Genomic DNA, 16,302 nt, shown 5'->3' with positions numbered 1-16,302 from the left:
CTATCCAGAACCGCGAACCGCGCGACGTCATGGCCCCTATGGGTACTCGCGGTATGAATCTTACCGGCCTTGGTTGAGAGATGAGTTCACGTTTCGTTGTATCTATTGTTTGAAACGCGAACGGTGGGGACAGGTCACGGCGGAGTATGAGCTAGATCATTTTCAGCCTCAAACACTACACCCTGACTTGGAGCTTTCCTATGACAATCTTGTCTACGCCTGCCGTCGATGTAACAACGTCAAGCGAGCTCAAGCGGTTGATGATCCTTTTGCAGTTGCGACCTCTGGTCACTTGAAAGTGTTGGGTTCTGGAGAATTGCTTGCGATTTCCGGCGACGCAATCCGGTTGGTTCGAGTCCTTGATCTCAATGCTGAAATTATGATTCAGTGGCGAGAGATGTGGCTTCGGATCGCAGAACTGGCCGAGGAAAATGATCCCGTGCTTTACCGGAACCTTTTTCGATTCCCAGAAGATATCCCGCGTCTTGATCGGCTGATACCGACCGGTGGAAATGCTCGGCCAGATGGCGTTGTACAGAGTTGGTTCGCTCGCCAAGAGAGAGACGAACTACCGGAATCCTACTGATGCTTGGTAGCTACCTGTGTGCTTACCGCGTGATCTAAGCTCGCGTAGGGCCGAGTGTCGCTACCCACACTGATAAAGCTAGCAGATACCGTCGAGTTGCGTTCAGGCTTGAGCGTGGGTTCTTTAAGCGTGCAAAGTGCTGGCACTTTTGTTTTGGCCTTGCTTGTTGGATCAGCTTCGTATCGCGATCCAACCGGTCTCATGGAAATCCGAGCGAATGTGCGGGCTAGTCCATTTTGCCACGGGCTTTGCATTGAATGAGGCCGAACCGGTTTCTATCGCATCGGTAGGTGACCGGCCGATTTGCCACGCGACGAATCACTGAAAGTGATGTTGGCTGTGCTGCCTCCAGATGGGCAGCGATTCGGAGCCCGATACTAGTAGAGCTACGTTGAATGCGGCGGAACTCAGGTGAATTCAGCGGCAGGGCAGAGAGAGCCGGTTAAAACCGCTCTAAATCACTGCCTTTGGTTCTAGTTTTATTTCTGAGAAATCGTCAAAAACACTGTAAATGACGAGTCGGGATGACAAGATTCGAACTTGCGACCTCTGCACCCCCAGTGCAGCGCTCTAACCAGGCTGAGCCACATCCCGTTGTTGGTCGGAATTCCCTTGGGGTGGGTGGGAAGTCCGGCTTTCGACCGACAAACTCTACCGAAACCGCCCGCCTTTCGCTAGGGTGAACGGAATCTCCGGGTACAATTCCCCGGGGGTTTTTTTGGTTCCTGGAAATGGGATTTCCTTGATGACGGTTTCGGATCCGGCGAGTTCTCGCCAGCAAAATACAATGAAAAATCGAGCCTCAAACCGGTCGCCAGTGGCGGCCGGGCGGAAGGAGTCAGATGGCGGTGTGGATGTCGATCCGGCAGGCCGTTCTGCGGAGCCTCGAGTCGCTGCGACAGATTCGCGTCCGCCACGTGTCGGGTTTGCCGGGAAGCTGCGTCGTTCATGGCCGTTGTTGGTCTTTGGGATCGCGACCGGTGCGGGGCTGGGGATCTATTTCCTCGGTGGATCGGATCGGGGACTTGAGCGACCGTTGGAACTGACCCTGCGGCCGATCCCCGCGATCTATTCGCCTGAAAGGGCGATAGGGTATCTGGAGACGATCTGCGACTTCGGGCCCCGGCCGACGGGCAGCGAAGCGATGAAGCGGCAGCAGGAATACCTGACCGACTTCTTCACGCAGAACGGCGCGTCGGTTGAACTGCAGAAGGAATCGATTCGCCATCCGTTAACCGGGGAAGCCGTGGAAATGGCGAACTTGATTGCGAGTTGGTATCCGGAACGCCCGATTCGTTTTCTGCTGTGTGCCCACTACGACACCCGCCCGTTCCCTGACCGTGATCGCAACGATCCGAAGGGAGTGTTCGTTGGCGCCAACGACGGTGCCAGTGGTGTGGCGGCGTGGATGGAAATGAGTCATCAGTTTTCGAGCTTGCCGAGCGATGTGGGCGTGGACGTGGTGTTGTTCGACGCCGAGGAGTTCGTGTTTGCCGAGGGGCGTGATGACTATTTCCTCGGGTCGACTCACTTTGCACAGCAGTACCGAATGTCACCGCCGGCGGTTGCCTACCGGGCGGGAGTGTTGTTGGACATGGTGGGTGATCGCGAGTTGCAGTTGCTCTATGAACGCAACAGTTTGCGTTACGCTCGCGATGTGACCAAGTCGATTTGGCAAACGGCGCGTCGATTGGGGGTGCGTGCGTTTGTTCCCCGAACACGGATGCAAGACATCCGCGATGATCATTTGCCCCTGAATCAGATCGCCGGCATTCCGACGACGGATTTGATCGATTTTGATTACCCGCGTCCCGGGTTTCGTGCACCGCAGTATTGGCACACGACTGAGGATGTGCCTGAAAAATGTAGCGGCACGAGTCTGGCTGCGGTAACTTGGACGGTTCACCAATGGATCATCGAACAGTCGGGGAAGTAGCTATTCGCTGACGGATGGATGATTGCGTTGAGGGTGTGGTCGGTTTGGCGACTGACTCATTTTGCAGAAGGAATTTTGGAATGTTTGCCGGCGGATTGATCATTGCGACGACCTTGATGCTTTTTTCGGTGTGGTTGTTTCGCACCGAACAGATCGGGTGGCCAAACGATTCTTTCGACGACCCGGTGGATGAGAAGTACTTGCGTCGTCGCACACGATCGCGGCGCAAGGTTAACGCGTTGTTTTTTCTATGTGGGCTTTTGATTTTGGCGGCGACGTTGGCGACGCCGGATCGACGGGCGTGGTGGATCGGTTGCTGGATGAGCGCGATGTTGGTGTTGTGCACGATCGTCGCGCTTGCGGGAATCGATGTGGTGCGAACGATGTTGCATCATCGGAGTCGCTTGGATCGGATTCGGAAGAGGTGAGGTCGCGGGTGACAGGTTGCAGGCGGGTTTACGGGGTTGGGTTTGTTTCTTCTTCTTTCCAGCAGCGGACGTAGAAGCCGGCGTCGAGTTTTCGGCCGGATCGATCGGTGAGGGTCATGCGGCCGGTTTTGAATTGCGGTTGCATCCGGCCGAGGCGACTATTGGCTAGCTTTTTTCGCATCCATTGCCGCACGTCGGATTGATCCATTTCGGCGGAGTGGCCGGTGACGAGGATGCGAAAGGTTTTTCCCGAGATCAGTTCGAAGCAGTTATCGAGCAGGTCGGGGAGGTCGCGTTGGATCCGCCAGGCCTGGGCTTGGCGGGCCGGTCGTTTGCCCGGTGATCTCGGAGCCCGTTTGCTCTTGGGGCCGTGTCCGTAGGCGGGTGGGTCGAGCACGACGGTGTGATAGCGATTGCCTCGGCGGATTTCTCGTTGTACGAACGCGGTGGCGTCATCGACAAGGTAACGAATGGGGGCGTCGTGAAGGTCGTTGGCTGCGGCAACTCGCTTGGCTGCTTCGACGTTCGGTTTGGCGGCATCCACATGCGCGACTTTCATGCCGTCCCTGGCCATGGTGATGGTTGAGGCTCCGGTGTAGGCGAACAGGTTGAGTGCTTGTTTCTGTTTCGCTCGCGCCGGCAGTTCGGCGGTCGGTGCGGTGCGGTGGAGCCAGCGCCAGTTGCCGATTTGTTCGGGGAAGATCCCGATGTGTCCGAAGGGGGTCGGTTGAGCGGGGACACGCAACAATACTTCGTTTTCAATGTTAGCCGGTGCGCCTTCTGGCTCGCGCGTTTTGTTTGACGTGAGGATTTCGACGTGCAGTTGTTCGGGCCACGGTGTGCGGTGAGTCCAGGTGCGCGTGTCGAGATCGAAGTGGCTGTCGGCATCTCGCCAGAGGGACGGATCGTGAGGAACAGCGTGATCGGCTGCTGGGCAGGGACGGTCGACCAACCGCCCGGCGAGAGACTCGAGTTTGCGTCCGTTGCCGAAATCGAGAAGTTGGTACCGGCGAGACAAAACAAAACCGAATGCAGAGATAAGCGGGAGGAAAACGTCCGAGCATGTTATCTCGCGATGACGTGGTTTGGTAGTCGCACGTCGGAATCGAGCCGTCAGGCGTGGCGGAGAAACCAGGGGCGACGGGCGTGCGTGGTGTGAATGCGGTTGGGCGGATTCGCTCCTCGAGCCTTCTGTATTGCCGTTGAAAATGTCGAAATTGTCGCTGCCGCGCTAATTCTAGCGACGAAGGGCTCTGGGAAAGCTACCTTTGCTTGTTTGTCCCTTCGTTCCGCACCCAATCCGGCGATTCCCCATGGCCGTCTTCTTCTACGTTCTTTTCGTGTGGGCATTCATTACCGCGCTGGGCCACGGCACGTGGTTGGCGATCCGGGCGATCGGCCGGCAGTTGAGCGGATCGTTTGATTCTCTCGCTTCGAACCCCGAGGCGTTTGGTGATCGGGGGATGCCTGAACGCCGATCGTTGTCGGGCAACGCGGCGGACGAGGCTCCCAGCCCGGTCAAGGATATCGCGGCGTTTGAAAGGATGGTTGATGCCCTCGCGGCAACGGACGGGATCGAAGCCGCGACGGCGAGCGAGCTAAAAGCAAAGGCCCGTGAGTTTGCGGGCATGGCTGAGGCGTCGCGATCGGCTGAAGTCGCGAGTCCGGATGTGTCGGTCGTCGGACCGGTTCGGCGGGTGGATCGTGTCGAGGAAGTCGCACTAGATCACGCGATTCATTCAGCACCCGTTGCCGCCGAGCGTCCGACATCGGAGGCATCGCCGCAACCAGTGTTGGGACAGTTGAGTCATGCGGATGTGGGCGATCGAACATTGGCTGAGGAGCCGTTTGGTTTGGCCGCGACGCGTGAACAGGATCGGTCAGCCAGTGTTCAACCCGCCAGCGTTCAGCGGGCGATGTCGGAAGTGATCGCTTCGTTCTTGGCGGATCACAACATTCGGTGGGGTGAATTGGTCGCCGGGTTGATGATCGTGGTTTGTTCGATCGGATTGGTCGTCAGTTTGTGGAGCACGATCACGTCGACGCACCGTGTGGTTCCTTCGTTGATTTTCATGTCGGCCGATGCGGCGATCTTTGCGGCTGGGTTGTACACGATGCGGCGTTGGAAGCTGCGTCACACCTCGAGAGCTGTGTTAATCATTGCAACGTTGTTGGTTCCGTTGTCCGTGTTGGCGGGTTTGGCAGCGGCAGGCGCGAGCGTCGACACCGTGTCGCTTTCTTCGCCGACGACCTTAGCGGCGATTGCACTGGGAACGGTTGGGTGTGGTTGGTTGTTGTGGATGGCGTCGCTCGAGTTAGTCGGTCGAGGCGGAGCGGCGGCATTGACGGCGAGCGTCGTGGCCCCGACGCTTTGTCTTCCCTTGCTGCCTGCGGTCGGGCGTTGGTTGGGTGTCGGTGCGGGCAGTTTTCTGTTTGTGCCCGCGATTGCGACCGCGGCCGCGTTACTGGTCCCGTCGCGTCGCCACTTTCGTTCAAGTTCACCGCAGACGCGTCGTTTGCTGAATGATGGAGGGATGAAGGGAGGTCGTCGTTTTTGGTCGAACCACTGGTTGCGCTTGGGGATTGCGATCGCGGCGTTGGCCAGCGTGGTTGTGTATGCGGCGTTTCTTTATAAGGCCGACGGTCGCATCGCGTGGATTCAAATTGCGATCGCAACTGTGCCGGTTTGGGTATCGATCCTGACGATGCATGTCGGGTTTTCGAAAATGTTGTTGGGCGTACCGAAGCGGGCGACGTCTCGCTTCGTTTGCGTTGTTCTGAGCGTGATTGCCGCAGGGGCGGTGTTGCTGGTGTTGCCTGCGTCGATCGAGCGAGTGGGCTGGTTGTGGGCTCATGCCGCGGCGATTTCGGGGGCGATGATCGGTGCCGGATTGGTCTTGCGTGGGCGTCCGCGGTTAGCGGAAGCCAGCGTGCCTGTCGGGATTGCCGCGATGCTGTCGTCGCCGTCTTGGCTGGCTCGGTCGGACTGGGGTGATGTCGCGGTATGGCGAGCGTTTCTCGGTGGTGAGCCGATGATGGTGTCGCTCGGTTTCGCGATGCTCAGTGGAATGGTTGGGGCGTCTCTGTATCGCCGGCAAATCGGAGCGAGCACTTCAAAAGCGATTTCGATCGCGGACTCAGACGCCACGACTTGGTTTATCGCGACTGCGTTTTGGGGAGTAATTGCGAGCGTGCAAGCGGTGGTGTTGAGCGTGGCCCCAACGAGTTGGCTGGGCATGATGCCGGTGTGGGCACTGGCGGGAATCTTGTTCGGTGCAATGGTGCTCGCAGTTTGGGCGGCGGTGCGAGATGCCGCCAGAGCTTCGGCGTGGATATGGGCATCCGCGGTCGCGGGGACGTGTTTTTGGTTGACTTGTTTTGGTGTGGTGCGTTGGGCCGATGGCGGTTTGTTCGTCGAGTACGAATCGATAGCAACGGCGTTGATCGGGCTGAGCAGTTCGATGTTGGTAATGGCGATTGCGGGCAAATTGACTCAGCCGGATCAATCGCGTGCTGCGGTCGCCCGATTGGTGGGAATGTCGGTGGCGCCCGCGTGTGGAGTTGTTGGCTTTCTAGCGGTGCAGGGATGGATGGGGGCACGGTTGGACACGGTATTGTCACCGTCGTGGGGTGTGTCAGCGTGGGAGACCGTGACAGCGGGTGTTCTGTTGGCGATCGGGGCGTTTGTTGTTTCGCAGCGTCGTTACTTGCAAATCGCCATGATGGTTTCCGCTATAGCTGTCTTTTGTGGCGTGACGCACTTCGGTGGGATTGAGTTGTGGCAAATTTCGGCGTGGAAGAACACGGACGCGCTGTGGAGCAGCGCGGCGGTGTTGGTGGTCGCGGCAACAGTGTGGACGGTGGTTCGTGAGTGTTTTCGGTTTTTGCCTGCCCGATATGACAATCCGCTCGTCATGAACACGGCTTGGTCGCGTCGCGTGATGCCTGATGGTGGATTCCTAATTGCGTCGTTGGGGGTGTTGGGCGTGGGGGTGGCGTGGCGTTACGTCGCCGTCTTATGTGCACCGCTGGGGGTTCCGTTGGATCAATGGTTCAACGTCCCGTCCGGGTTGGACGTGCGGTCATTGGGCCGACTGTCGTTGATGATGGGATTGGCGGGAGGACTTTGGGTGAGCCAACTCCGAGAGCCGTGTCAAATGTTTCGTCGTTCTCTGGGAGTCGTCGGCGGGCTCAGTGGGTTGTTGTTCGCGATTGGTGTTTCGGCAAGCATCGCGGCGTCACCATCGCTGCAATTGATCGGTACGACGACGTTGGCGTGTGGTGGAGTGTTGGCGGCGTGGGGAATCGGATCGCGTGTGAGGACGGCGGATGGGCGTTCGCATGGTTTCGATGTTGGCGACTTCGGTTTCAGTGATTCGGAATCGGGAAGCCGTGAAATCGGAGTGGTCACTCTGGGGGTTTTGTTGTCGCTCGGGTCGGCAGTGTTGTTGTGGGCAGATTGGTGGGGGCCTCTCTCGGAAGGATTGGCACCGGACCGATGGAGTACGCTCGCGGTGGCGAGTTGGTGGGTGGCGTCGTCGCTGGGGCTGCTCTTTTTTAGCAGCCGATTTGATCCGCTCGGTGAGTTTTCGTGGGGGCGTTTGTCGGTTGCGAATCCGGTCGAATCGGATGGGGGAGCCCGCGAGGACGCGATTGCTACAGATTTGCGGAGAGTGTTGTCCGCGATGTTGATGCCGGCCGCGATTGGTATCGGTGTTCCTGTTTTCTTCGTGGTCCCCGAAGTGATTTGGTGGCAGGCATCCGTGATTGGGGCAGTGTTGTGGTTGGCAATCGCGACGGTTTGGTCGCCGGCGAATTCGCAGAAGGATGGCGAATCGACATCCGATCAGGGAGCGGCACTTTCGTGGGTGTGGATCGTGCTCGTCGGATTGGTATCGGCGGGTGTGGTCCTGGGAGGGCTGTTGAGCGATGCGTCACCGTCGATCACGTGGAGTTTGCCTCTCGGTGCGATCGTTTCGGTCTTGGCACTGATGGTTTGTTGCCGAGCGTCGTCGTTGTCATCGGCAAGTTGCCGGGTTGATTGGGATACGGTGGCTCGCGTGCTGCCCTTTTTGTTACCGGTGATGAGCGGCCATTTGGCTTGCATCGCGATTGCGATGGGATGGATCGATGCGTCGGATTCGTTGTTGGTAATCGTCGGGAGTGGGTTGATTGGGAGTATCGCGTCGGCGGTCTTGGTGTGGCGTCGCGCGAGTCCGATACAGGCATGGCATGTGACCGGCCAGACGTTCCTGTTGTTTGGTCTCGCGTGTTTGTGTTGGCGTGGATGGCCCTCTCTGTCGGCAGGTTGCGAGGCCTGGGTTTTGTGGATGGCGTTGGCGGCAATGGGAACGGCGGCGGTGGCATTGATGCGGTTCGCGAGTACCGATGAAATGTCGGGAGGGTTTCGCCCTGTGGCAGTCTTGCCGCGGATTCTTGGATGGTTTGTCGTCTTGGCGGGCAGCTTTTTATTGTTGATTCATCCCGAAATCGCTTCGCGAGGGCTCGTTCGGATGACGTGTGTTGTGGGGTGGGTGGGAGCCTGCGTGGTGTTGTGGCGGAGCGATCGATTGACGGTTTTGGGACACCGGCAGGTGGCTCGCGCGGACGTCGGTGTGTCGGCATTGTTGGTTCCGATGTTGATGCTCAGCATCTTTATGCTGGACGCGGATGTTCGTTGGAGGACGATCACGGCGACGAGTTTGCCAGCCGCGATGGGAATGTTGCAGTTCTTGATCGCGTGTGTGGTGGCGGCTACGTGTTTGTTACGTCCCGGTGTGCCTCGTTCGCGGCCGTTGTCGATGTGGAGCGTTTCGGTGTTGCTAGTCACGCTCGGTGCGGCAGTTGGTGCCGCGAGTTTCGCCCGAGTTTGGCAATTGGAAAGCGGTGCACGCTGGGTGGCCATCATGATGGCGGCGACGGTGTCGGTGACGATGGTGATAGGGGGATTGGCGTCAATTGAGCGATTGCGGTCGCGGCTTGAGTTGCGGATCGGACGCGGGCCAGAGGTCGATCGGTTCGGTATCGCGGCCGAGCGGGTGGTGCTCGGATGGGTTTGTTTTGGGAGTTTGATTTCGATCGGCTTAGCGGCAACGGCTGGGATGGCCGGCTCGATTGGTTCAGGGACGGATGCGAACTGGGTGCGGTTGTCGATCGTCGCGATTGCCGGGATGGCGTGGTCGTTGTTCATGCTTTCGGAGCAAACGCAGCCGATTCGCTCGGGTGCGGCCGACCGCCGTCGAAATTTGAGTGTGTTGGTGGGGCTGTGGGCGTTGGCGTTGGTGGCAGTGTTGGGGCAGCCCGATGCTGGTGAATGGCTTTTGACCGCGACGATGCGGTTGTTGATCGCGTCGGTCTTCGCGATCGGAGTCATCGCGTTGGCCGTTCCGAGATTGTTGGGTGGCCCGTTTTTAGATCGCTGGCAGAACGCATTGCGAGTCGGGAGTCGTTGTTCGGCAATCGTTGCCGGGGTGTCGTTGTTGTCGATGTTGGGGATCGAAATGGCGATCCGTCAGGGCAACGTCGGTATACCTGGTGTAGCGATGCCCCTCGTCGTCGTCGTTGCGATCATTTTGGGTGGGTTCGCATTGATGACCGGTATGTTGGCGATCCTGAGCGGGCCGACGCCGGAGCGTTCGTTGTTAGGGGAAGCAGGCCCGGCGAATTGGTTGCGTTTGGATGATTCGCGGCGGCGTCAGTTGCTGTATGCGGCGCAGGCGATTGCTGGCCTGACGTGGTTGCATCTGTTCCTGTGCCGCAGTTCGATCGCGTTTTTGGGATTGCGTCAGGTTTGGCCGTATGTCGTGATGGTGATCGCGTTTGCCAGCGTTGGTTTGACGCAGTGGGCGATCCGGCGTGGTGACGCGGTGTTGTCGGAAGCGATGCGACGGACGGCGATGTTCTTGCCGATGATTCCGGTCGTCGGGTTTTGGCTCAGTGGATCGTATGCTTCGATATGGCATTCCGATGCGTGGTCATGGACGTTTTACAACGGCACGGCGTCTTACCAGGGTTTGCTGGTGGTCGGTGCGATCTACTACGGTGTGATGTCGGTCATGTGGAAGCAAGGGATGCCACGCGTCGCCACGGTAGTGCTCGCCAACGGGGCGTTGTGGGTGATGCTGACACAAATGCCGGGATGGGATTTCCTGACGCATCCCCAGGCGTGGTTGATCCCGCCGGCGGTCTGTGTGTTGGCGGTTGCGTATTGGCAGCGGGAGAATCTCGACGAGAAGGTTGGGGCCGCGATACGCTATGGCGCGACGCTGGTGATCTATCTGAGTAGCACCGCCGATATGCTGATGCGTGAGATCGGCAGTTCGCTTTGGGGGCCTGTCATCCTGGTGTCGCTCTCGCTGGCCGGCATGCTCGTGGGGGTCGCGTTGCGGGTGAAACCGTTCTTGTACCTCGGCGCGATCTTTGTGTTCATGGGCGTGACGAGTATGGTGTGGCACGCGACTGAATCGATCGATGCGGTATGGCCGTGGTGGGTGTTTGGGATCACGACCGGGCTGTTGCTGTTGTCGGCTCTCGCCGGGATCGAGAAGCATCGCGGTCGGTTGCAGCAGTGGTCAGCAGAGTTGGCCAAATGGCAGAACTGATCTAGTTCGGTTGCTCTTCGCGGATGTGTGAAGAATACGAGCGGAGAGAAAGATGTCGGCGCACAAAAAAACGCCTCGATTGGATCGAGGCGTTTTCGTTGTCTGATATGCAGAGACGGAGACGTCTCGGTGACCTGATTAAGAGGTCGCTGCGGCTTCTTCTTTTTCTTCCGCAGCTGCTTCAGGAGCGTCGGTCGATTCGCTGGATTCGGGAGTAGCTTCGAAGGAAGGTTTCGACGAGGTGCGTTTGACCTTGTCGTTTGCACCGCCCACCAATTCCAGAATCGCACGAGTTCCGCCGTCGCCCAAGCGAGGCGTGGCCAGACGCATGATGCGGGTGTATCCACCGGGACGATCGACGAAGCGAGGTGCAACGGTATCGAACAGGATTGCGACGGCTTCGCGATCACCGATCAGTTGAACGGCGCGGCGTTGTGCGTTGACGTAAGGGGCACGGGCGTTGGCCCATTTTTGCCACTGATCGCTCGCACGCCATTGCTTGTAGGCATCGGTGCCACGCTCGGCCGAAGTCCCGAATTGCTCGGAAGCTTCTCTTGCGGCGTTGGCTTTCTTAGCGAGGGTGATGCATTTCTCGATGAGCGGTCGCACTTCTTTGGCTTTTTGCAAAGTCGTGGTGATGCGGCCAGGCACCTTCGGTGCGTTGTCATCCAAGCTGGCGTCACGCTCGGTCAAGAACAAAGCGGCGGAGAGATTTTTAAGCAGTGCTTTGCGGTGCGATGGGGACCGACCGAGCACGCGGCCTTTGCGACGGTGACGCATATCAAATGTCTACTAAACGGGATTGATGAATTGGATCAGGTGAAGGCAGGCCGCTAGTCAGTGACATGCGGCCCGCGTTGTTTGATTGTCTCTAGAAGAGAGGCTGGTTTGGCACTCGCATGCCCAGGTGGAGTCCGTACTGAGAAAGTTTTTCTCGGACTTCGTTGAGCGTGGTGTCACCGAAGTTGCGAACTTCCAACAAAGCGTCTTCGTTGCGTTGGACGAGATCGCGAACGGTCATGATGTTCTCGCTCTCGAGGCAATTGTTGGCTCGCACCGACAGTCGCAGATCGGCGAGGGTCATGTTGAGTTTGGCTTCGAGTTGAGCTTCCGGCGATCCGGCACCACCACGAGCGGCCGAGAAAATGCTCGGTCCGAGTTCGCGGTACTGAACGAACGGGTTGAGGTGTTTGCGGAAGATCTTGGCCGATTCGGTCAACGCCATTTCGGGGTTGATGGTTCCGTCGGTCCAAATCTCGAGGTTCAGGCGATCGTAGTTGGTTTTTTGGCCGACACGGGTCGCTTCGACTTCGTAGCGAACGCGAACGATAGGGCTGAAGACCGCGTCGATCGGGATGATGCCGATTTCGTGGTCCACGCTGCTGTGTTCGGTGCTCGGGACGTATCCGCGACCGTTTTCGACGACCATTTCCATCATGAATGGTTTGTCGTCGGTCAACGTGGCGATGACGTGGTCTTTGTTGATGACTTCGACGTCGGCATCGGTTTCGATGTCACCACCGGTGATCACGCCGGCCGAATTACGTTCGACGGTGATCACGCGGGTCGCGTCGCTGTTGTTGCGAACGATTAGCGATTTTACGTTCAGGACGATGTCCGTCACGTCCTCAAGAACGCCGGGGATCGAGGTAAATTCGTGTTGTGCACCGCGAATTTTGATTTGAGTGACGGCGCTGCCCATGAGGCTGCTCAACAGCACGCGACGCATGCTGTTTCCGATGCTCGCACCGAAACCGCGTTCGAACGGTTCGGCAGAGAACTTGCCATAGGTCTGGGTCAGCGTGTCGCGATCGACTTCGAGCGTGCTGGGCAATTCCATGCCACGCCAACGGATATGCATCGACATGTTGAGGTGCTTTCGGCGTTGTGAGGTTGCGGGATCGATTCGTTGGGAACAACGGGGAGCGGGGAAGATTGGCGAGCGATTAGACGCGTCGTTTCTTCCGTGGGCGACATCCGTTGTGAGGGATCGGGGTGACTTCCTCGATCAATTTCACGTTCAAGCCAGCAGCCTGGAGGGCTGTGATTGCACTTTCGCGACCCGAACCTGGGCCTTTGACACGAACTTCGACGTCACGCATACCGAACTTGGTTGCTTTCTCAGCAGCCTGTTGAGCGGCACACTGTCCGGCGAACGGGGTGCTCTTTCGGCTTCCCTTGAATCCGCTGGTTCCGGCGCTGGCCCAGCAAAGAGTGTCGCCTTTGGTGTCGGTAATGGTTACCGTCGTGTTGTTAAAGGTTGCGTGAACGTGCGCGACGCCATTGCTGACGTTGCGACGGACGCGTTTTTTCTTGTTGGTCTTTGCCACCGGTGGGTCTCAAACGAACAGAGGTGAAGATAAATGAGGAAGGGAACTGCGCGAAAAACTAGCGCAGATCCTTGACGCCCTTCTTACCGGCAACGGTCTTGCGGGGACCTTTACGGGTGCGAGCATTTGTTTTGGTGCGTTGTCCGCGAACGGGAAGTCCCACGCGGTGCCGGATTCCGCGGTAGGATTTCACCTCACGCAGACGGCTGATGTTTTGGGTGACTTGGCGGCGAAGGGGACCTTCGACCAAGTAGTCACGCTCGAGCAATGCGGCGATCTGACCGACTTCTTCGTCGTTGATCTCGCTCGCCGGAGTCGTCGGATCGATTCCTAGTTTTTGGCATACTTCTCGAGCGCGGAACAAGCCGAGCCCATAGAGGTAAGTCAAGGAATACTGAATCTGTTTGTCGTTGGGGATGTCAACGCCCATCAAGCGGGGCATGGCAAAAACTCCGAGAGCAACTGCGTGATTTTGAAAATTGAATCGCGAACTATAGCAGTCACCTCCCGTTTTGCTCAAGTGGAAGCTTCACAAGGAATTCGGTTTTTTTTCTTGGGGCCGCAAATGTGCTGTCAGACGTTGACGAAATGGGCTATGCCTGTTTATTCTTCGCGATTGCTCGAAATCAAATGGGCATCTTTCCCTTACACCATTCCCACTCCGGACCCCCGTCATGGCCGTCCCTAAACGCAAACACAGCAACAGCCGAACCGGCAAACGCCGCAGCCACGATCGTTTGAAGAAACGATCGATCGGCTACTGCCCGCAGTGCAGTTCTGCCGTTCCGACCCACCACATTTGCCCGAAATGCGGGTACTACCAAGGCCGAACGGTCGTCCAGCAGGAAGAGTCCTGAATTGTCTTTTGATGTCACTAGCCCCGGGATTTTGTTCCCCGGCCAAGGAGCTCAGGTGCCCGGAATGGGCACTTGGTTGTGTGAGAATTATCCGTCTGCTAACGATTTATTCGATCGTGCGGGTGAAGTTCTCGGGTACGACCTGAAAAAGCTCTGCGCCGAAGGCCCAGCAGGAAAACTGAACGAAACCGTTCACTGTCAGCCGGCATTGTTTGTCACGGGCGTGGCAGCGGCGGAAGTTTATTCGGAACTGCATGGCGACGTGGCGTCAAAAATTCGATCCGCCGCCGGTCTGAGCCTCGGTGAATACACGGCGGTGTGTTTTGCCGGTGGATTGTCGTTCGAGGACGGCGTCCGGTTGGTTCAGAAACGCGGCGAAGCGATGCAGGCCTGTGCCGACGCCATCCCCTCGGGGATGTCGAGTGTGTTGGGCCTCGATCTTGAACGCCTCGATACGGTCTGTGCTGAATGTCGGCAAGACGATGAAATCCTGAGACCCGCTAATCTTCTGTGCCCAGGCAACATTGCGGTTTCAGGGCATCAATCCGCTCTCGATCGGCTGGAGCCGATTGCGATGGCAGCGGGTGCGATGAAAGTCGTGCCATTGAGCGTTGCCGGAGCGTTTCACACTCCGTTGATGCAGGATGCGGTTGGGACGTTGTCAGAGGCTTTGGCGAACGTCGAAATCAAGGCAACTCGGATTCCCGTCTACAGCAACGTGGATGCGATGCCCCATACCGATCCGGCTGAGATCCGTGACTTGTTGGCTCGCCAGGTGGTGAATCCTGTGTTGTGGGAAGCCTCGATCAGCCGAATGCTCGAAGATGGCGTCAACGGTTTTCTCGAGGCCGGTACGGGACGGGTTCTGCGTGGCACGATCAAGCGGATCGCCCGAAAGACGCCTTGCGATGGTTTCGGCGACCAACCGTAGTGAGGTGAGATCGGTTAGGGTTTTGCGGAACCGCGGTTGTTCTCTGTCGCTCGTTTGAAGGCGAGCGTTTTGTATCCAAGGTGGTGGAACTGCCCCAGGGACGTGCGATTTCCCCAGAGGCGGCATCCTTCCGAGTGTGTCCTTGTCAATTTTGGGCATGCTCTTCGTTTTTTGGCAGGCTCCGTGCGGAGCATTTTCTTTTCACTCTTTAGCCCCACATTCTCCAGAAATGAATTTATCTTTATCGGTCGATCTTAAAGGCCAGGTTGCGATCGTCACCGGAGCCAGCCAGGGGCTTGGGCAAGCCGTCGCGGTTGCCTTGGGGCAAAACGGGGCGCACGTCGTCTGTTTGGCGAGGAACGCGGAGAAGTTGGCCAAGACGGTCGCGGAGATCGAGGCGGCGGGCGGATCGGCCGAGGCGATGCCTTGCGACGTTACCGATCGTGCCGCGGCGGCAGCAGCGATCGAACAGACCAATAAAACGCACGGACGTTTGGACATTCTCGTCAATAATGCCGGAATTACCCGCGACAAATTGATGCGTGGCATGTCGGACGAGGAATGGGATTCCGTGATCGCCACGAACCTCACGAGTTGCTTCGTTTGTTGCCGCGCCGCGGCCGGCGTGATGCGTCGTAAGAAGTATGGCCGCATCATCAACATGGCCAGCATTTCAGGTCTGATCGGCAACCCTGGGCAAGCAAACTATTCGGCCAGTAAAGCGGGCATGATCGGCATGACGCGGACGATGAGCAAAGAGCTCGTTTCGCGTGGAGTGACCGTAAATGCCGTGGCTCCGGGCTTTATCGCCAGTGAAATGACGGCTGAACTCGGTGATGTTGTCATGGAAGAAGTGAAGAAACGGATCCCCGCTAAACGCGTCGGGCAGCCAGAAGACGTCGCCGCGGCGGTCCTGTTTTTAGCTAGCAAAGACGCCAGTTACATTTCCGGTCAGACCATTGTCGTCGACGGCGGCATGGTCGGCTAAAGCAGCCGTCGCTGTCGTGCGTGCGTCTGGGCAGTCCAGTCACCTGCAGTTGAACCCGTGTTTCGGGTAGATTTTCGATCGCAACTGACCTGACGGGATATTGACGGGTTTTAGCCGTTTCCCCTATCTTCACGCCCCGGCGAGAAGGGAATCTCGGCTACACCTGTTTTGAGGAGCCTGGGAGACCACGTTCTTCCGAAGCAACACCAAGTTCATCGAAGATTTCGATCCTGGCGTTTTTCCCGTCCTATCGACCAGCACAAGTTTACTCTCAACCCCCATCCATTTTGGAGTTACGCCCGTGGCGTCTATTGAAGAACGCGTTATCGACATTGTTTCAGAACAACTCGGTGTCGACAAAGACAAAATCACCCGCGAAACCTCGTTCGTAAACGATCTCGGTGCAGACTCGCTCGACACGGTCGAGTTGGTTATGGAGCTCGAAGAAGAGTTCGACATCAGCATCCCAGACGACTCGGCTGAGAAAATTCAAAAGGTTGGCGAAGCGGTCGACTTCATCGAGAAGGAAAAGGGCGACGACGCCTAAGGCGAACCGTCACCGCTAAATAACTGATTCTCAGGCGTCAGTCACCGTGTCCCCAACTCTTCCTCGGTGGTTGACCCTCTTTTTGCGAAGATACTCCG

13 protein-coding genes and 1 tRNA gene are annotated in these 16,302 nt (G+C 57.8%); 8 read left to right on the top strand and 6 right to left on the bottom strand.

What is annotated here, in order from left to right; all coding sequences use genetic code 11:
- Nucleotides 1–109 precede the first annotated feature (109 nt).
- Nucleotides 110–586: an HNH endonuclease gene (locus FHS27_RS20135; RefSeq protein ID WP_009095506.1), complete on the top strand. Its 477-nt coding sequence runs from the start codon at nucleotides 110–112 to the stop codon at nucleotides 584–586.
- 519 nt (nucleotides 587–1,105) lie between these two features.
- Here FHS27_RS20135 and FHS27_RS20130 read toward each other — a convergent pair.
- Nucleotides 1,106–1,180 (bottom strand) — tRNA-Pro (locus tag FHS27_RS20130).
- A gap of 256 nt (nucleotides 1,181–1,436) precedes the next feature.
- Here FHS27_RS20130 and FHS27_RS20125 point away from each other — a divergent pair.
- Both FHS27_RS20125 and FHS27_RS20120 read left to right on the top strand, forming a co-directional pair.
- The gene (locus tag FHS27_RS20125) at nucleotides 1,437–2,522 is read left to right on the top strand and encodes a M28 family peptidase (protein ID WP_184306759.1); all 1,086 of its coding nucleotides are present in this window, start codon (nucleotides 1,437–1,439) and stop codon (nucleotides 2,520–2,522) included.
- 80 nt (nucleotides 2,523–2,602) lie between these two features.
- Nucleotides 2,603–2,950, top strand: a complete 348-nt coding sequence (locus FHS27_RS20120) for a hypothetical protein (RefSeq protein WP_044252218.1) — start codon at nucleotides 2,603–2,605, stop codon at nucleotides 2,948–2,950.
- Nucleotides 2,951–2,978: 28 nt separating this feature from the next.
- Here the strand turns inward: FHS27_RS20120 and FHS27_RS20115 are convergent, their stop codons facing one another.
- On the bottom strand, nucleotides 2,979–3,968 hold the full coding sequence (locus FHS27_RS20115) for a class I SAM-dependent methyltransferase (RefSeq protein WP_184306652.1): 990 nt from the start codon (nucleotides 3,966–3,968) through the stop codon (nucleotides 2,979–2,981).
- 295 nt (nucleotides 3,969–4,263) lie between these two features.
- Between FHS27_RS20115 and FHS27_RS20110 the strand changes: the two genes are divergently transcribed.
- Complete coding sequence (locus FHS27_RS20110) at nucleotides 4,264–10,551, top strand: hypothetical protein (RefSeq protein WP_184306651.1); 6,288 nt, start codon at nucleotides 4,264–4,266, stop codon at nucleotides 10,549–10,551.
- Between the two features lie 138 nt (nucleotides 10,552–10,689).
- Here the strand turns inward: FHS27_RS20110 and FHS27_RS20105 are convergent, their stop codons facing one another.
- The 4 genes from FHS27_RS20105 to rpsM form a co-directional block, all read right to left on the bottom strand.
- Nucleotides 10,690–11,331, bottom strand: coding sequence for a bL17 family ribosomal protein (locus FHS27_RS20105; protein WP_184306650.1), 642 nt, complete (start codon nucleotides 11,329–11,331; stop codon nucleotides 10,690–10,692).
- A gap of 91 nt (nucleotides 11,332–11,422) precedes the next feature.
- A complete protein-coding gene (locus FHS27_RS20100) occupies nucleotides 11,423–12,418 on the bottom strand; it encodes a DNA-directed RNA polymerase subunit alpha (RefSeq protein WP_009095493.1) in 996 nt (331 codons plus the stop codon).
- Between the two features lie 79 nt (nucleotides 12,419–12,497).
- Complete coding sequence (rpsK, locus tag FHS27_RS20095) at nucleotides 12,498–12,881, bottom strand: 30S ribosomal protein S11 (protein WP_008681679.1); 384 nt, start codon at nucleotides 12,879–12,881, stop codon at nucleotides 12,498–12,500.
- Nucleotides 12,882–12,939: 58 nt separating this feature from the next.
- The gene (gene rpsM / locus FHS27_RS20090; RefSeq protein ID WP_009095491.1) at nucleotides 12,940–13,311 is read right to left on the bottom strand and encodes a 30S ribosomal protein S13; all 372 of its coding nucleotides are present in this window, start codon (nucleotides 13,309–13,311) and stop codon (nucleotides 12,940–12,942) included.
- A gap of 244 nt (nucleotides 13,312–13,555) precedes the next feature.
- Between rpsM and rpmF the strand changes: the two genes are divergently transcribed.
- The 4 genes from rpmF (at nucleotide 13,556) to FHS27_RS20070 (ending at nucleotide 16,204) form a co-directional block, all read left to right on the top strand.
- A complete protein-coding gene (gene rpmF, locus FHS27_RS20085; protein WP_008681676.1) occupies nucleotides 13,556–13,738 on the top strand; it encodes a 50S ribosomal protein L32 in 183 nt (60 codons plus the stop codon).
- Between the two features lies 1 nt (nucleotide 13,739).
- Nucleotides 13,740–14,669 (top strand): ACP S-malonyltransferase, encoded by a 930-nt coding sequence (fabD, locus tag FHS27_RS20080; RefSeq protein ID WP_184306649.1) that lies wholly within the window; start codon nucleotides 13,740–13,742, stop codon nucleotides 14,667–14,669.
- Nucleotides 14,670–14,898: 229 nt separating this feature from the next.
- Entirely contained in the window at nucleotides 14,899–15,657 is a 759-nt protein-coding gene (gene fabG / locus FHS27_RS20075; protein ID WP_009095487.1) for a 3-oxoacyl-[acyl-carrier-protein] reductase, read from the top strand.
- 301 nt (nucleotides 15,658–15,958) lie between these two features.
- Nucleotides 15,959–16,204: an acyl carrier protein gene (locus tag FHS27_RS20070; RefSeq protein WP_008681663.1), complete on the top strand. Its 246-nt coding sequence runs from the start codon at nucleotides 15,959–15,961 to the stop codon at nucleotides 16,202–16,204.
- Nucleotides 16,205–16,302: the final 98 nt, after the last annotated feature.

Source organism: Aporhodopirellula rubra (genome assembly GCF_014192335.1).
In the GTDB taxonomy this organism is placed as follows: Bacteria; Planctomycetota; Planctomycetia; order Pirellulales; family Pirellulaceae; genus Rhodopirellula; species Rhodopirellula rubra.
Note: the sequence above shows the minus strand (reverse complement) of the source record. Positions and strands in the feature narration are given on the sequence as shown.